14 protein-coding genes, 1 tRNA gene and 1 pseudogene are annotated in these 15286 nt (G+C 72.5%); 12 read left to right on the top strand and 4 right to left on the bottom strand.

The annotated features are described in order from the left end of the window. Window positions 1–136 precede the first annotated feature (136 nt). The 8 genes from NIE111_RS04445 (at window position 137) to NIE111_RS04480 (ending at window position 7609) form a co-directional block, all read left to right on the top strand. Entirely contained in the window at window positions 137–823 is a 687-nt protein-coding gene (locus NIE111_RS04445; RefSeq protein WP_238683166.1) for a dienelactone hydrolase family protein, read from the top strand. Window positions 824–842: 19 nt separating this feature from the next. Beyond that, entirely contained in the window at window positions 843–1556 is a 714-nt protein-coding gene (locus tag NIE111_RS04450; RefSeq protein ID WP_308193627.1) for a uracil-DNA glycosylase, read from the top strand. A gap of 22 nt (window positions 1557–1578) precedes the next feature. After that, the gene (locus NIE111_RS04455) at window positions 1579–2364 is read left to right on the top strand and encodes a DUF4129 domain-containing protein (RefSeq protein WP_238683167.1); all 786 of its coding nucleotides are present in this window, start codon (window positions 1579–1581) and stop codon (window positions 2362–2364) included. After that, a complete protein-coding gene (locus NIE111_RS04460) occupies window positions 2361–2945 on the top strand; it encodes a hypothetical protein (RefSeq protein WP_238683168.1) in 585 nt (194 codons plus the stop codon). The genes NIE111_RS04455 and NIE111_RS04460 overlap by 4 nt, the downstream gene beginning before the upstream one ends. Further along, a complete protein-coding gene (locus tag NIE111_RS04465) occupies window positions 2945–3952 on the top strand; it encodes an AAA family ATPase (RefSeq protein WP_091394243.1) in 1008 nt (335 codons plus the stop codon). Before NIE111_RS04460 ends, NIE111_RS04465 begins: the two co-directional genes overlap by 1 nt. After that, window positions 3952–5394, top strand: coding sequence for a DUF58 domain-containing protein (locus tag NIE111_RS04470; protein WP_238683169.1), 1443 nt, complete (start codon window positions 3952–3954; stop codon window positions 5392–5394). Before NIE111_RS04465 ends, NIE111_RS04470 begins: the two co-directional genes overlap by 1 nt. A 220-nt stretch (window positions 5395–5614) precedes the next feature. Beyond that, on the top strand, window positions 5615–6175 hold the full coding sequence (locus NIE111_RS04475; protein ID WP_238683170.1) for a hypothetical protein: 561 nt from the start codon (window positions 5615–5617) through the stop codon (window positions 6173–6175). 102 nt (window positions 6176–6277) lie between these two features. Continuing rightward, entirely contained in the window at window positions 6278–7609 is a 1332-nt protein-coding gene (locus NIE111_RS04480; protein ID WP_238683171.1) for an NAD(P)/FAD-dependent oxidoreductase, read from the top strand. A 111-nt stretch (window positions 7610–7720) separates the two neighbouring features. Here NIE111_RS04480 and NIE111_RS04485 read toward each other — a convergent pair whose 3' ends face one another. Then, window positions 7721–9580, bottom strand: coding sequence for a hypothetical protein (locus NIE111_RS04485; RefSeq protein WP_238683172.1), 1860 nt, complete (start codon window positions 9578–9580; stop codon window positions 7721–7723). 101 nt (window positions 9581–9681) lie between these two features. On the opposite strand from NIE111_RS04485, the gene NIE111_RS04490 reads away from it, so the two are divergent. The 4 genes from NIE111_RS04490 (at window position 9682) to NIE111_RS04505 (ending at window position 11943) form a co-directional block, all read left to right on the top strand. After that, window positions 9682–9762, top strand: a tRNA-Leu gene (locus tag NIE111_RS04490). A 106-nt stretch (window positions 9763–9868) separates the two neighbouring features. Continuing rightward, entirely contained in the window at window positions 9869–10684 is an 816-nt protein-coding gene (locus NIE111_RS04495) for a Bax inhibitor-1/YccA family protein (protein WP_238683173.1), read from the top strand. Between the two features lie 133 nt (window positions 10685–10817). Further along, the gene (locus NIE111_RS04500) at window positions 10818–11576 is read left to right on the top strand and encodes a Bax inhibitor-1/YccA family protein (RefSeq protein WP_238683174.1); all 759 of its coding nucleotides are present in this window, start codon (window positions 10818–10820) and stop codon (window positions 11574–11576) included. 46 nt (window positions 11577–11622) lie between these two features. After that, complete coding sequence (locus tag NIE111_RS04505) at window positions 11623–11943, top strand: hypothetical protein (RefSeq protein WP_238683175.1); 321 nt, start codon at window positions 11623–11625, stop codon at window positions 11941–11943. 7 nt (window positions 11944–11950) lie between these two features. Here NIE111_RS04505 and NIE111_RS04510 read toward each other — a convergent pair whose 3' ends face one another. The 3 genes and pseudogenes from NIE111_RS04510 to NIE111_RS04520 form a co-directional block, all read right to left on the bottom strand. Further along, the gene (locus tag NIE111_RS04510; protein WP_238683176.1) at window positions 11951–13213 is read right to left on the bottom strand and encodes an acetyl-CoA C-acetyltransferase; all 1263 of its coding nucleotides are present in this window, start codon (window positions 13211–13213) and stop codon (window positions 11951–11953) included. A 78-nt stretch (window positions 13214–13291) separates the two neighbouring features. Next, a complete protein-coding gene (locus NIE111_RS04515) occupies window positions 13292–14104 on the bottom strand; it encodes an SGNH/GDSL hydrolase family protein (protein ID WP_238683177.1) in 813 nt (270 codons plus the stop codon). Further along, window positions 14090–15153 (bottom strand): annotated as a pseudogene (locus tag NIE111_RS04520) (SGNH/GDSL hydrolase family protein); the annotation flags it as partial. The pseudogene NIE111_RS04520 and the gene NIE111_RS04515, both read right to left, overlap by 15 nt. Between the last annotated feature and the right edge of the window lie 133 nt (window positions 15154–15286).

Genomic DNA, 15286 nt, shown 5'->3' on the forward strand with positions numbered 1-15286 from the left:
AGTCACCGGGGGGCGAACAGGAGGTGAATGCCACTGTTCCGGCGTCTTCCCGACGGCCGCGTGGCGTGGCAGGCTACCGGCACGTAGGACCACTGGGCGACCAGCCAACGATGACTGACCGCTAGGAGGACGGCCCATGGGCGAAATGGTGAGCTACCGCAGCAACGGGGGCACGAGCGAGGGGTATCTCGCGATACCCGCCAGCGGCACGGCCAGCCCCGCCGTCATCGTCATTCAGGAATGGTGGGGCCTGGTCCCGCACATCCGGTCGGTGGCGGACCGGTTCGCCGAGGCCGGTTTCGTCGCCCTCGCCCCGGACTTCTACCACGGTGAGACGACCAGCGAGCCGGACGAGGCGCAGCGGCTCCTGCTGGCGATGCGGATGGACGAGGCGGCGAAGGACATCGCCGGCGCCGCCGACTATCTCGCCGGGCGGCCCGAGGTCACCGGTAAGGTCGGTGCCGTGGGCTTCTGCGCCGGTGGCAGCCTGGCCCTCTGGTCGGCCACCATCTCCGAGCGGATCGTCGCGACCGCTGGCTTCTATCCCGTGCTGCCCTGGGAGTCGATGCGCCCCGACTGGGCCGACTACGCCGGCAAGGCAGCGGTCATCCACTGCTCCGAAGAGGACGGCACCTCGGCCACCGACGGCGTACAGACCGCCCGGCGGGGCATCGAGGAGGCCGGCGGCGACTGCCACCTCTACGACTACCCGGGCACCTCGCACGCCTTCTTCAACGACGACCGGCCGGAGGCGTTCGACCAGCGCGCCGCCTCCAGCGCCTGGGCCCGCACCCTGGAACTCTTCCGGGCCAAGCTTGGCTGAGACGCGTACCCCCGCACAGGTGGTCGCCCGCGCAGCGCGGGCGACCGACCTGGCCGACCTCGACGCTGCGGTGAGCGACTGTTTCGCCTGCCCGCGGCTGGTCCAATGGCGGGAGGAGGTCGCCCGCACCCGTCGGGCGGCCTTCCGCGACCAGGACTACTGGGGTCGACCGGTGCCGGGCCTCGGCACCGGTGACGCCCGCATCGCCATCCTCGGGCTGGCGCCCGCCGCGCACGGTGGCAACCGCACCGGCCGGATCTTCACCGGTGACCGGTCGGGTGACGTGCTGTTCGCGGCGCTGCACCGGGCCGGGCTTGCCAACCAGCCGACCAGCGTCGCCGCCGACGACGGGCTCACGGTGCGCGACCTGCGAATCTTCTCGGCCGTCCGGTGTGCGCCTCCGGACAACAAGCCGACCCCGGTGGAACGGGACACCTGCGCACCCTGGCTGCACCGCGAGGTCACGTTGCTCCGGCCCACGCTGCGGGTCGTGGTCGCGCTGGGCGCGTTCGCCTGGGCCGCGTGGTGGCCGGTGCTCCAGGCGGTGTACGGGCAGCGCCCGCCCAGCCCGCGACCGGCGTTCGGTCATGGGGCACACTGGTCCGGCACGAACGCCCCGGACTTGCTCGGCTGCTACCACGTCAGTCAGCAGAACACCTTCACCGGGCGGTTGACACCAGGGATGTTGGACGACGTCTTCGGCCAGGCTAAGCAGCTGGCCGGAGTGGACTGAGACGACGCGTGGGGTGGTGGCGATGACAGACGGAACACGCCCGCCCACACCGGTACCGTCCGCCGAGCCGGGTGCGCTGCGGCCGGCGCTCGGCCTGCTCCACCGGTGGTGGCCGGTCGGCGCGGTCGCCGCCCTGCTCGCCGGCGCCGCGCTGGCGTCCGCTCACTCGTCGATCGGGGCCAGTCGCATCCCGCCGGCCGCGGACAACGTTCCCTGGGTTCCCGAGTACCCGACGGTTGAGCCATCGCCGTCCATCCCGATCGAGCCCCGCGACGCCGGCGAGGCCACCCAGGCGCACATCCCGCAGTGGGTCGGCACTGTGGCGGTGGTCCTGCTCGGGCTGGCCATCCTCGCCGCGCTCGGCTACCTCAGCTGGGTCCTGATCCGGGGCGCGCTGCGTCGTACCACCCGGGCACTACCCGCGCAGCGGGCCCGCCGTACCGCCGAGGGCACCGCCCGCGAGGTGGTAGCCGCCCTCGACGCCGGCCTGGAGGAACTCGACGACCAGGACACCGACCCCCGGGTGGCGGTGATCGCCTGCTGGGTGCGCCTGGAGGAGACCGCCGCCGCCGCCGGTGTGCCGAGGCTCGCCGGAGACACCCCCACCGACCTGGTCAGCCGGCTGTTGCAGGGTGACCCGGCCGCGGGCGTGCCGGCCATCGCCAGCACCGACGTGCTCGCCGAGTTCGCGCACGTCTACCGGGAGGCCCGGTACGCCACCCACCCGGTCGGCGAACGCACCCGGGACCAGGCCCGCGCCGCGCTCGGCCGACTGCGCGGAGAGCTCACCGCGGCGGTGACCTCATGAGCAGCACCAGCATCGACGATCTGCTCGCATTCGAGGAGGAGGCCGCACCGGCCGGTCCGCAGGCACGCCCGTCCCGATGGCGTCCGGTGCTGCGCTCGCTCGCGTGGGCCGCCGCGGTGGTAGCGGTCCTGCTGGTCGGCCTCCGCGCGGTGGGCCTCCAGGTCTCGCTGCCCGTACTGATCGCCGGGGTGCTCGCCGTGCTGGCGGTCCGCCGGGTCACCGCCCTGCTGGCGCCGCCACCCCCGCAACCGCCGGCTCGCCAGGCCGGCGCGGGCGAAGAGGACGGCAGCTACAACTGGGACGCCAGGGACGCGCTGCGTGGCGCGATCAACCAGTGGGAACGGCCCCTGGACTGGTCCTCGAACAGACCCGAACGTTTCACCGAGGTGGTTCTGCCCCGGATCGGTGAACTGGCCGACGAGCGGATGCGGCTCAAACACGGCGTCACCCGTGAGTCGGATCCCGCCCGCGCTCGCGTCCTGCTGGGTGACCGCCTGTGGACGTTCCTGGAGACCCCGCCTCGCCGCACCCCGTCGCCGCGCGACCTCGCGGTGATCGTCGCCGAACTGGAGAGTATTTGATGAACGACGTGGACCGGAGCATTGCCCCCGCCGAGGTCGGGCACCTGGCTCGGGCGGTCCTGGACGCGGTCGGCACCGTCGTGGTCGGCAAACGGGACGCGTTGGAGCTGGTCCTCGCCGGCATCCTCGCGGGCGGGCACGTGCTCCTGGAGGACCTGCCAGGGCTCGGTAAGACACTCACCGCCCGCTCGTTCGCCCAGGCCCTCGGGTTGGACTTCCGTCGGTTGCAGTTCACCCCCGACCTGCTCCCCGCCGACGTCACCGGCTCCTTCCTCTACGACCAGCGCAACGGCGACTTCACCTTCCGGGCCGGCCCGGTCTTCACCAACCTGCTCCTCGCCGACGAGATCAACCGCACGCCGCCGAAGACCCAGTCCGCGCTGCTGGAGGCGATGCAGGAGAAGCAGGTCTCGGTCGAGGGTGTGACCTACAAGCTCGACGAGCCGTTCCACGTGCTGGCCACCGCCAACCCCATCGAGTACGAGGGCACCTACCCGCTGCCGGAGGCGCAGCTGGACCGGTTCCTGCTGCGGGTCTCGTTCGGTTACCCGCAGCACGAAGAGGAGTGGGAGGTGCTGCGCCGTCGGATGAGCCGTCGCCGGGAGGAGGCGGACATCAAGGCGGTGGTCGACGCGGCGACGCTGCGGGCCATGCAGGCCGCCCTGGAGGACGTGGTGGTGGAGGACTCCATCGGCCGCTACATCGTGTCGCTCACCGCGGCCACCCGGGAGCACCCGTCGGTGCTGGTCGGCGCCTCACCTCGTGGTTCACTGGCGCTGCTGCTGCTGGCCCGGGTCCGCGCGGTGTTCGGCGGCCGTGACTACGTGGTGCCGGAGGACGTCAAGTCGGTGGCGGCGCCCGCCCTGGCCCACCGGATCACCCTGCGCCCGGAGATGTGGTTGCGCCGGGTCGACCCGGCGTTCGTGGTGGGCGAGGTGCTGGAGGCTACTCCCGCCCCGGCCAGTGGCGCGCTGCCCAGCTACGCCGCCGGCGGGCCCCGGCACTGATGACCGGACCGACAGTGCCGACGGCCACCGAAGCGGAACCGGCCGCCGGCTGGGCGCCCACCCCGGCGCTCGGCCGCGCGGTGCTGCTCGCCGGCCTGCTGCTGGTGGCCGGGGTGCTGCTCGGCCGGGTGGACCTCATCGTGCTCGCCGCCCCGTTCGCCCTGGGCACCGCGTACGCGCTGCGTCGACGGCCCACGGCGCTGCCCCAGGTGTGGATCACCCAGGGCGACGGTGGGCCGCTGGTCGAGGGCGGCGACGTGGCGGCGGCGGTGAGCGTCGGCAACCCGGACACTGTCGACTACGACCTGGTGGTGATGCGTACCCGCGTGTCGCCGTGGCTGCGGATCGTTCGGGCCGGCTTCGCCAGTGACGGGGCCGTCGACGCCGGGGAGCCGAACGCCACACCGGAAACCGGTGCGACGGCGCAGGGCAACGGCCGGCGTCGATCCGTCGCGGACCGGCCGTTCGTGACCTCGGTGCCGATCGGCGCCGCGGTCGACCTGGAGCTGGCCGGCAAGGCAGTGCGCTGGGGCCGGCACCCGGTCGGCCCCGCCGGTGCCCGAGTCGCCACTGCCGGTGGTCTGCTGGTCTCCCGGGCGGTGATCACCGAGCCGGTACGGGTACGGGTGTACCCCCGTACCGAGCCGTTCGAGGCGGTCGAGGCGATGCCCCGCGCCGCCGGCCTGGTCGGGGCGCACCACTCCCGTCGACCCGGAGAGGGCGGCGAGCTTGCCGGCGTACGCGTCTTCGCCCCCGGGGACCGGCTGCGCCGGATCGACTGGCGGGTCTCGTTGCGGGCCCGGCAGCTGCACGTGGCCGCCACCCTTTCCGACCGGGACGCGGAGGTGGTGGTGCTGCTCGACGTGCTCGCCGAGGCGGGCCGCTCCGGTGGGGTGGGCGGCGCCGCCTCGGTGCTGGACACCACCGTCCGGGCCACCGCCGCGATCGCCGAGCACTACCTGCACCGTGGTGATCGGGTCTCGCTGCTGGAGTACGGGCCGGCTGCCCGCCGGCTCCGGCCGGCCGCCGGACGGCGGCAGTACCTGACCGTCCTGGAGTGGTTGCTCGACGTCCGGGTCCACGCGTCCGCGCACGAGCCGTACGACCAGGTTTTCGGCCCGCAGTTGCTCTCCTCGGACGCGTTGGTGGTGGTGCTCACTCCGCTGCTGGACGAACGGTCGGCGCAGATGCTCGCCCGGTTGGCCCGCGGTGGGCGGTTCGTGGTGGCTGTCGACACGCTGCCGACCGACCTGGCGTCGCCGAAGGACCGGGGTTGGGCCGAGGTGGCGTACCGGCTGTGGCGCCTGGATCGGGAGATCATGATCGGGCAGCTCCGGGAGCACGGCGTGCCGGTGGTGCGCTGGGCGGGTGCCGGCAGCCTGGACCAGGTGTTGCGGGACGTGGCCCGGTTGGCGACGGCCCCAAGGGTGGGTGGCCGGTGAGCGCGAGGAGTGAGCTTGCGAGCCCCGCAGTCGCGAACGGAAGGCGGGCCCGGTGAGCGCGAGGAGTGAGCTTGCGAGCCCCGCAGTCGCGAACGGAGGGCGGCCCCGGTGAGCGCGAGGAGTGAGCTTGCGAGCCCCGCGGTCGCGAACGGAGGGCGGGCCCGGTGAGCGCGAGGAGTGAGCTTGCGAGCCCCGCAGTCGCGAACGGAAGGCGGCCCCGGTGAGCGCTCTGGTGGAGCGGGTTCGGGCGGCGCAGTACGCCGTCGCTCGCGTCAGCGTGGCCCCGCTGCTGGTCCGGGCCGGGATCTTCGTCATGGTGTTTGCCGGGTTCGTCCTGGCGTTCCCCGCGGAGGTGCTGTCCGGCCGGCCGATCTTCTTCCTGGCGGTGGCCGCCCTGTTGCCCGCGATCGGGCCGCGCAAGGTCTGGACGACCTTCACCGCGTTGGTCACTGTCGGCGGCTGGCTGCTCGCCACCGACGGGTACGGCCGTCCGGTCGCTCTCTGGCGGCTGCTTGCCGTCGCGGCCCTGCTCTACCTGGGTCACACCCTCTGCGCGCTGGCCGCGCTGTTGCCCTATGACGCGATGGTGGACCCCGAGTTGATCACCCGGTGGTTGGTGCGGTCGGCCGCCGTGCTGTTGGGTTCCGCAGTGCTCGGCGTGCTGTTGTTGCAGGCGACGGGGACGGGTGGGGGTGCCGGATACCAGTGGGTGACAGTGCTGGGGCTGCTGGTGGCGGTGGGGATGGCAGTGTTGCTGGGCTGGCTGCTGCGGCGTCGGTGACCCCTGCGACCTGAGGGTTACGCAGGTCACATGGGTTGTGCTCCGTCACAGATGAGGGCCGCGAGCGGGATTACCTGAGCCGGCCGGGGAAAGATAGACAACGTGAATCCGAAGCGGATCCTTGTGGTTGGTGCCGGGCACGTCGGTCTGTACGCGGCCCTGCGCCTGTCGAAGAAGCTCAGCTCCCGTGAGGCTGAGGTCATGGTGGTTGACCCCCAACCCCACATGACCTATCAGCCGTTCCTGCCGGAGGCGGCGGCGGGCAACATCTCCCCGCGGCACTCCGTGGTGCCGCTGCGGCGGGAGTTGCGCCGGTGCAAGATGGTGGCCGGCACGGTCACGCGGATCGAGCACGAGCGCAAGGTGGCCACCGTGCAGCCGATCAGCGGCCCGGCCCGGGAGATCACCTACGACCACGTGATCGTGGCCCCGGGTTCGGTCTCCCGCACCCTGCCGATCCCCGGTCTGCACGAGCAGGGCATCGGGTTCAAGACCATCGGCGAGGCGATCTACCTGCGCAACCACGTGCTGGATCGGCTCGACGTGGCGGCCGCAACGCCAGATCCGGACGTCCGCCGTTCGGCGCTGACCTTCACCTTCGTCGGCGGTGGGTACGCCGGCATCGAGGCGCTCGCCGAGATGGAGGACATGGCTCGCGACGCCCTGCGTTACTACCCGGAGCTCAAGCAGGACGAGGTCCGTTGGGTGCTGGTCGAGGCCACCCAGCGGGTGCTGCCCGAGGTCGACCGGGACATGGGCGCCTACACCGTGCAGCAGCTGATGAAGCGCAACATGGACATCCGGCTGGACACCCGGCTCGAGTCCTGCGTCGACGGGGTGGTCAAGCTCTCCGACGGTGACAGCTTCCGCTCGGACACGATCGTCTGGACGGCTGGCGTGAAGCCGTCGCCGATGCTGGACTCGACCGACTTCCCGCGTGACGACCGTCGTCGGATCACCTGCCTGCCCACGCTCCAGGTGGTCGACGGTGACCAGGTGCTCGAGGGCGCCTGGAGCGCGGGCGACTGCGCCGCCGTGCCGGACCTGACCAAGGAGCCGGGCAACTTCTGCTCGCCGAGCGCTCAGCACGCCGTGCGCCAGGCCGCCCGGATGGCCGACAACATCACGGCCGTGATCCGGGGCCGCGAGCCGGTGAACTACAAGCACAAGCACGTCGGCAGCGTGGCGAGCCTCGGCCTGCACAAGGGCGTGGCCCAGGTGTACGGGATCAAGATGACCGGTTGGCCGGCGTGGGTGATGCACCGGACGTACCACATGAGCCGGATCCCGTCGTTCAACCGCAAGGTCCGCGTGGTGGTGGACTGGTCGTTGGCGTTCTTCCTCAAGCGCGAGGTGGTCGCCCTGGGTCAGCTGCACGATCCGCGCGAGGAGTTCGTCGAGGCCTCCCAGCCGGTCGGCGCGCCCCGCGTCTGACCAGAAAGCGACGCCAGACCCCGTCGATCTTGCACTTCCGGATGCCGTAATGCGCCTTCTGGCGCGTCTTGTCCGGACAGGAAGTGCAAGATCGGCGGGGTTTTTGGTGGTCTAGACCCGCCACGTCCAGGCGTCGGCGATGCGGGTGGGTGGGCCGTAGAGCTGCTCCAGGGTGGCGCGCAGGCTTTCCGCGTGGGGGGCGTCGTCGGTGAGCGCCACGCAGGAGGCGCCCCAGAAGTCGGCGTCGCGGACGGCCTGTCGGCGCTGCTCGTCGCCGATGGCCGGTTGGTCGCCGCGCCGGGCGACATCCGCCAGTAGCGCGGAGGTGGGCTGCTTGAACGTGCCCATCGCCGCGGTGCCGCCCCTCCCGTACGGACCGATGAAGAAGCCTTCCGGCAGCCCGAAACCGGCGTCCGCTGCGGTCGCCCAGCGCATCGGCCAGGGCTCCTTCGGGGTGGGCAGTGGCACCGGGACCAGCACCCCGCCCGGCGGTACGCACTGCCGCCAGTGGCCGCCGGTGATGAATTCCGGCACGGGGGGTCGTCCGGCGGTCGGCAGTGGGGTCGGAAAGATCGGCAGCAGCGCCACGCCGACGGCCAGGGGCACCAGCCGCCGCGCCCGACCGGAGCTGCGCACTGCCCTGTCGACAGCGAGCACCAGCAGCGTCGCGACGATCGGCAGCAACGCCAGCGCGAACCGCATCGGCAACGCCCCGTCCACCACCGGGAGCCCTCCGATCAGGGCGTACGGGCCGGGGATCGCCGTCCTGGTGCCGCCGAGCACCACCTCTGGGCCGAGGGAGAGCGCCCCCATCACCAGGCCCGCCACGACGCAGGCGAAGACCAGCCGGCGTCGCCCGGCCCAGATCGCGCAGACCGCGGTGACCAGCAGCAGTGGCCAGCCGAGGAACGTGTTGTACTCGGCGGGGCCGGTGGTCAGCCGGGCGGATTCGTCGCTGCCGGCCACCGACAGTGGTGAGAGCCTCCACCAACTGCTCAGGTCGGCGGAGAAGTAGGCCGGGGTGAACATCCCGTCGGCGACTCCCTGCGGCCCGGCGAACTGGAACCACAGCGGATAGCCGAGCACCAGCAGGGCGAGCCCGGCGGCGATCGCCAACCCGCCGGCGAACCCGGGGAGTGCCCGGCGGGCCAGGTCCCGGTCCGCCACGGCGTAGCTGATCGCCATCACCAGCAGCGCGATCGCGGTGAGGAAGAGCACCTCCTCGCCGATGAAGACCTGCGCGCTGACCGCGCCGGCCAGCCCCGCCGCGGAGGTGAACAGTCGACGACGGTTCGGCCCGGTGGCTCGGCTACGGCCGGCCTCGTCGGGGGTGGCGGGCCCCGGGTCGGCCGCCCGGAGCAGCCGGACCACCAGCCAGATGATCACCGGCACGAGCCACTGGGCGGTCATGTGCAGGTGGCTGTTTGTCTGCGACACCATCCCGGGTCCGAATCCGCACAGCCCTCCGCCGAGTGCGGCGGCTACCCGGCGGACGCGCAGCGTCCGGTGGAACAGCAGGTACCAGGCGAGTGCGGTGCCGGCGAGGTTGCCGGCGGCGAGCAGCGCGAAGGTGACCGGTGCTCCCAGCAGCAGGGTGACCGGCGCGAAGAGGACGCCGAGGGCGATCACGGTGGTGTTGGCCATCAGGTTCACACCGTCGGGCGCGTTGAGCCGGTCGGTGAGCAGGTCGAAGTCGCCGAGCAGCGCGCGGGCGTCCACCGCCAGGAACCACTCGTAGAGGGCCTGGTCCTCCGGGTTGAGCGCCAGGATCCGGCCGCCCGGGTCGGGCCACAGCCCGTGGGCGAGCCAGCCGGCCAGCACCGCGAAGACCAGAGCGGCCACCAGGTCCGCCCGGTGGCGGCGGGCGGCGGCCAGCGGCCGGGTGGCCCGGGGTCGGCGGTTGACCTGATCGGCGAGGCGGAATGCCTGCTCAGGTGCGGCGTCGGGGGCCGTGGGGGCTGCGCTGCTCACGGCATCGACCCTAATGTGGCCGGGCCGGCGGGGTACGCCGGGTCGCCGCAGACCGGCTACGGTGACATTGCACCAGGCGTGTCGGCGCGCCGGTGCCACTCGCCCGGGTGGTGGAAAGGCAGACACGGCCGCCTTAAAAGCGGCTGCCGCAAGGCGTGCGGGTTCGACCCCCGCCCCGGGCACCGGTCGACTCGCGCATTCTCATTCGTGATCTCCAGGACTTGGCTCTGCCGTTTACTCTTGGAGGGCACGTTCACGTGCAAACGACCCCCTGAGGGAGGCCAGACAGTGAAGACCTCGAACCCGGTGCTCGCCCGGCTCGGCCAAGCGGCCGAGCGGGAGCGCTCCGCCGGGTACGCCCCGGCCGGGCCGTACGGACAGCCCGGCATTCCCCAGCAGTACCCGTCCCAGGCCGATTACCCGGCCGCGCCGCCGACCGTGGCGCCGATGACCGTCGACGACGTGGTCGTCAAGACGGTCGCTCTGCTCGGCATTCTCGGCATCACCGCCGCGGCCGCTTGGGTGCTCGTGCCCGACGCGCTGGTCGGTACCGCCTGGATCGGCGCGGCGGTGGTCGGCCTGGTCCTCGGCTTGATCATCTCGTTCTCCCGGATGGCCAACCCGGCGCTCGTGATCGCGTACGCGGTCGTCGAGGGTGTCTTCGTCGGCATGGTCAGCAAGGCGTTCGAGACACGCTTCGACGGCATCGTGCTCCAGGCCGCCGCAGCCAGCTTCGGCATCTTCTTCCTGATGGCGATGCTCTACCGGGCGAAGGTCATCCGGGCCACCCCGGCCTTCGTCAAGGGCATGATCGCGGTGATGGTCGGCCTGTTCGCGGTCATGATGATCAACCTGGTGCTGGCGCTGTTCGGCGTCAACACCGGCCTGCGCGACGGCAGCCCGCTCGCCATCGGCTTCAGCCTGGTCTGCATCGTGGTCGCCTCGCTGAGCTTCGTGCTCAGCTTCAAGGAGATCGAGGACGGCGTCCGGATGGGCCTGCCGCAGCGCTACTCCTGGGTGGCCGCGTTCGGCATCCTGGTCAGCCTGGTCTGGCTCTACATCGAGATCCTGCGCCTGCTGAGCTACTTCCAGGGCGACGACTGACCTCGTCCGCACTGCCGACCGGCGCCCGTCCCCACTCCGGTGGGGGCGGGCGCCGTCGTCCGCGCCGTTTGCCCGCCGCCGCCGGTCCGCCCGGGGCAGAGTGACTTCGGGGGGTAGGGCGAAGGAGGCGGCGGTGCGCAGCAACAACCCGGTGCTCAACCGGCTGGACGAGACCGGCCGGGTGGAGGCCCGGGTGCTCGGCGCCCGTGACGTCGAGCCGATGACAGTCGACGACGTGGTCGTCCGTACCGTCGGGTTGCTGCTGGTGACCGGCGCGACCGCGGCGGTGTCCTGGGCGGTGATCCCCGACGCGGTGTGGCTGGGCGCCGCGTTGGCCGGCAGCGCCCTCGCCTCGATCGCGCTGGTCCTGGTCATCTCGTTGCGAGCGATCACCAACCCGGTGCCGATCGTCGGGTACGCCATTCTCCAGGGGCTGCTGCTGGGGGTGGCGAGCCGCACCTTCGAGCAGGTCTATCCGGGCATCGTGGTGCAGGCGGTGGCCGGCACCTTCGGCGTCTTCCTCGGCATGGCGGCGCTCTACCGGGCCCGGGTGATCCGGGCGACGCCTCGACTGGCCCGCCTGGTGATCGGCACCCTGCTCGGCATCGCCGTGCTCAGCGTGGTCAACCTGGTGTCGTACCTGATCACCGGGCGACCGGGCCTGGCGGTCTACAGCGTCAGTGGGGAGGTCGGCTGGCTGCCGTACGCCTTCTCGGTGGTGGCCATCATCGCGGGGGCGTTCAGCTTCATCCTCGACTTCGATCTCGTCGAGCGCTCGGTCCGCGACGGCCGAGCCCGTCGGTACGCGTGGCTGAGCGCGTTCGGCCTGCTCACCGGGTTGGTCTTTCTCTACTGGCAGTTGCTGCGGCTGCTCAGTTACCTGCGCCGCTGACCGGCCCGACCCGGCGCGGTCGGTGCCGGCCGTAGACTCGGCGGCGATGAGCGCAGCGGAGTTGGACAAGGCCGTGCAGTTGCTGGTCCGTCAGATCGCGCACTGGCAGCAGCCCCGGTGGGCGGCGGTCGCGACCACCGGCAACGTGTCCCGCGCCGACCTGGTGCACCGCCTGGTGCAGGAGGTCGCCAACCTGGCCGCCGACGCCGAGGGGGAGCCCCGTCGGGTGGTGCCCCGGCTCGACAACGACCTGGCCCTACCCGATCAGTTGCGGGTGGTCGCGGCGGACCTGCTGGCCGCCGACCCGGGGGCCGAGGCGCTGGCTCGGGCCGCCGCCGAGGTGACGGCGACCCGCAGCGCGCTCTGAGGTCGGCTCAGCTGAGCCGTTCCAGCACCATGGCCATGCCCTGGCCACCGCCCACGCACATGGTCTCCAGACCGATGGTCTTGTCGTGCCACTCCAGCGCGTTGAGCAGGGTGCCGGTGATCCGGGCGCCGGTCATGCCGAACGGGTGGCCGACCGCGATGGCCCCGCCCATCACGTTCAGCTTCTCCTCCGGGATGCCCAACTCGCGGTAGGAGGGGATGACCTGCGCGGCGAACGCCTCGTTGATCTCGACGAGGTCGACGTCGTCGATGGTCATGCCGGCTCGGCGCAGCGCCTGCCGGGACGCCTCGACCGGCCCGAGACCCATGATCTCCGGTGACAGGGCTGTCACACCGGTCGAGACGATCCGGGCCAGCGGGGTGAGCCCGAGCTCCTCCGCTCGCTGGGCGCTCATCACCACAACGGCGGCGGCGCCGTCGTTGAGTGGGCAGCAGTTGCCGGCGGTGATGCGACCGTCCGGGCGGAACACCGGCTTCAGGCCGGAGACCGCGTCGAGGGTGACGCCGGCCCGGGGCCCGTCGTCGGTGCTCACCACGGTGCCGTTCGGCGTGGTGACCGGGGTGATCTCCCGGGCCCAGAAACCGTCGGCGATGGCCTTCTCGGCGAGGTTCTGGCTGCGTACGCCGAACTCGTCCATGTCGGCGCGGCTGACGTCGTACACCTGGGCCAGGTTCTCGGCGGTCTGCCCCATGGTCAGGTAGATGTCGGGCAGCTCGCCGGCCTCACGCGGGTCGGTCCACACCTCGGCGCCGCCCTGCGCACGGCGCTTCGAGCGCTCACCGGCCGTCCCGAAGCGGGGGTTCTCCCAGCCGCCGCCGACCAGGGCCTGCGCCTCGGGCGGCAGCCCGTCGGAGCTGCCCCGGGCGTAGCGGGAGACCATCTCCACGCCGGCGGAGACGAACACGTCGCCCTCGCCGGCCCGGATCGCGTGCATCGCCATCCGGGTGGTCTGCAACGAGGAGGCGCAGTAGCGGGTCAGCGTGGCGCCGGGGACAGTGTCCAGACCGAGGAGGGTGGACACCACCCGTGCCATGTTGAAGCCCTGCTCGCCACCGGGCAGGCCGCACCCGAGGTAGAGGTCGTCGATCGTGGTCGGATCCAGCGCGGGGACCTTGTCCAGCGCGGCCTGGACGATGGTCGCGGCGAGGTCGTCGGAGCGGACGTCGCGCAGGGACCCCTTGTGCGCCCGGCCGATGGGGGAGCGGGCGGTGGCGACGATGACGGCGTCGCGGGACGACTCAATCGGCATGGACCAACGTTAACCCGCCGGTAACATGGCGCGGAAGAAGCCGGCGCGGCGGGAAATGTCACCCTGGCCGGGGACGATCTAGCGCCGGGTCGTGGCAGCCGCCGCAGCGACGATGGCGGGGAGCAGCGCGTGCGCCCACACCCGGTAGCCGTCGGCGGAGGGGTGGAAACCGTCCTGGCAGAGGGTGCCGGCGTCGGCCCGGAACACCGGCCCGGTCTCGGTGGCCAGGTCGACCACCGAGCCGCCCGCCTCCAGCACGGCAGTGGTCTGCGCGCGAGCCACCCGACGCCCGGACCAGCCGACCACCTGGCGCAGCGGAGGCGCTATGGCACGCACCGCCCCGAGGTCGGGGCAGGTGCCCACCACCACCTCGACGCGCGCCTCGCGCAGGCGGTGCACCGCCGCGCCGAGATAGGCCGCCGCGTCGGAGGGTCGGCGCAGCCCGGTGGCGTCGTTCGCGCCGATCAGGATCAACGCCACGTCGGGCCGCTCACCGAGCAGGGCTCGGGCCACCTGGGTGGCGAGGTCAGTCGAGCGGGAGCCGGAGACGCCGACGCTGGACAGGTGCACCCGGCGGCCGGTCGGGCCCTCGGCGAGCAGGTTGGCCAACTGCCCGCCGATGGTGTCCTCCAGACGGTCCACACCGACGCCCAGCGCCGACGAGTCGCCCAGCAACACCAGTCGCAGCGGGGAAGCGCCCGCCCGGCCGATCGTGGCGCGCAGGGCAAGGCCGAGCTCCGGTTCGGCGTAGCGTCGGTGCCGGGCGATGAAGGCCTCACCTGCGAGGACGGCGGCGCCCCCGACGGTGCCGGCGAACAGCGAGATCGCCGCCGCCCGACCCAGTCGGCCGGCGAGGCCGGAGGTCACGCTCCGCGCGCTGCGCTCGTTCATGCCAGTCCCTCCACTGTCGAGGTGTCCGAGGCGGACCCGTGCTGCGGCACCGCGCCGACACCGAAGAACGCCCGTCGGCGCAACTGCGCCCACCGGCCGGCCGGCCCTCGGTCGCGGCCCCGAACCTGGACGCCGCTGACCTCCGTGCCGGCGTGTCGAGCCGCCTCCTGCGCGGCCTTCGGCAGCGACCGTACGCCGTCGCCGCGCGTCGGTGTGGCCCGTCGTTCCGGGGTCGCGCCGAGGGCGGAGAGCATCGTCGGTAGGAGCGCGGCGGCGGCCATCGCGTACCCCTCGGCGGAGGGATGGAACCGGTCCCAGGCGAACATCCGGGTGGGCTCGGCCGCGAACCGGGGGCCGAGCAGGTCACCGAGGGAAACCGTCCACCCGCCCGCCTCCACCACTGCCACCGTCTGGGCGGCGGCGAGCTGGCGGCTCCACCGGTGCGCCAGCCAGCGCAGCGGCGGCTGGATCGGGCGGATCGCGCCCAGGTCGGGGCAGGTGCCGACGACCACCTCACACCCCGCGTCGCGCAGGGCGTGCACCGCCTCGACCAGGTAGCGCACCGCCAAGCCGCGTGGGGTGCGGTTGGTGATGTCGTTGCCGCCGATGAGGATCACCGCGATGTCGGGTCGGCACTCCAGCGCCGCCTCCACCTGGTGGCGCAGCGCCGCCGAGATCGCGCCGACCACCGCGAAGCGGTGCAACTGCACCGGCCGGTGCAGTCGACGGGACAGGCCGGTGGCGAGCAACGCCCCGGGCGTCTCCCGACGGCGGTGAACCCCGTAGCCGGCCGCCGACGAGTCGCCGAGCACGACCATGGTGAGCGCGGGACCGGGGAACTTCGCGCCGTACATCCCGTCGCAGCGGGGCGGCGGCGCCTCGGCCATCGGGATGGTCCGTCGAGCCTGGCGGGCCTGGCCGACCAGCACCCCGCCGGTCGCCACCGCGGCCGCCGCGGTGGCGCCCGTCCCGATGGCGGCCAGCCGGACGAGCCGCCGGGCCTGCCGCCAGCGCTCACCACCGGGTACGACGGAATGTGCCACCCCCATACCGCGACATTATCGCGCTGGCCCGACACACCGCTGTCGTCGTGACGGCACCCGGGTGCCTGGAAACCGACGCGACGGGGTACTTGGGTTCCAGAGGCCGGCCGACTTGCGCCGACCCGCCACGCTGATCCGG

It is taken from the genome of Micromonospora hortensis (assembly GCF_022230935.1).
GTDB lineage: Bacteria > Actinomycetota > Actinomycetes > Mycobacteriales > Micromonosporaceae > Micromonospora > Micromonospora hortensis.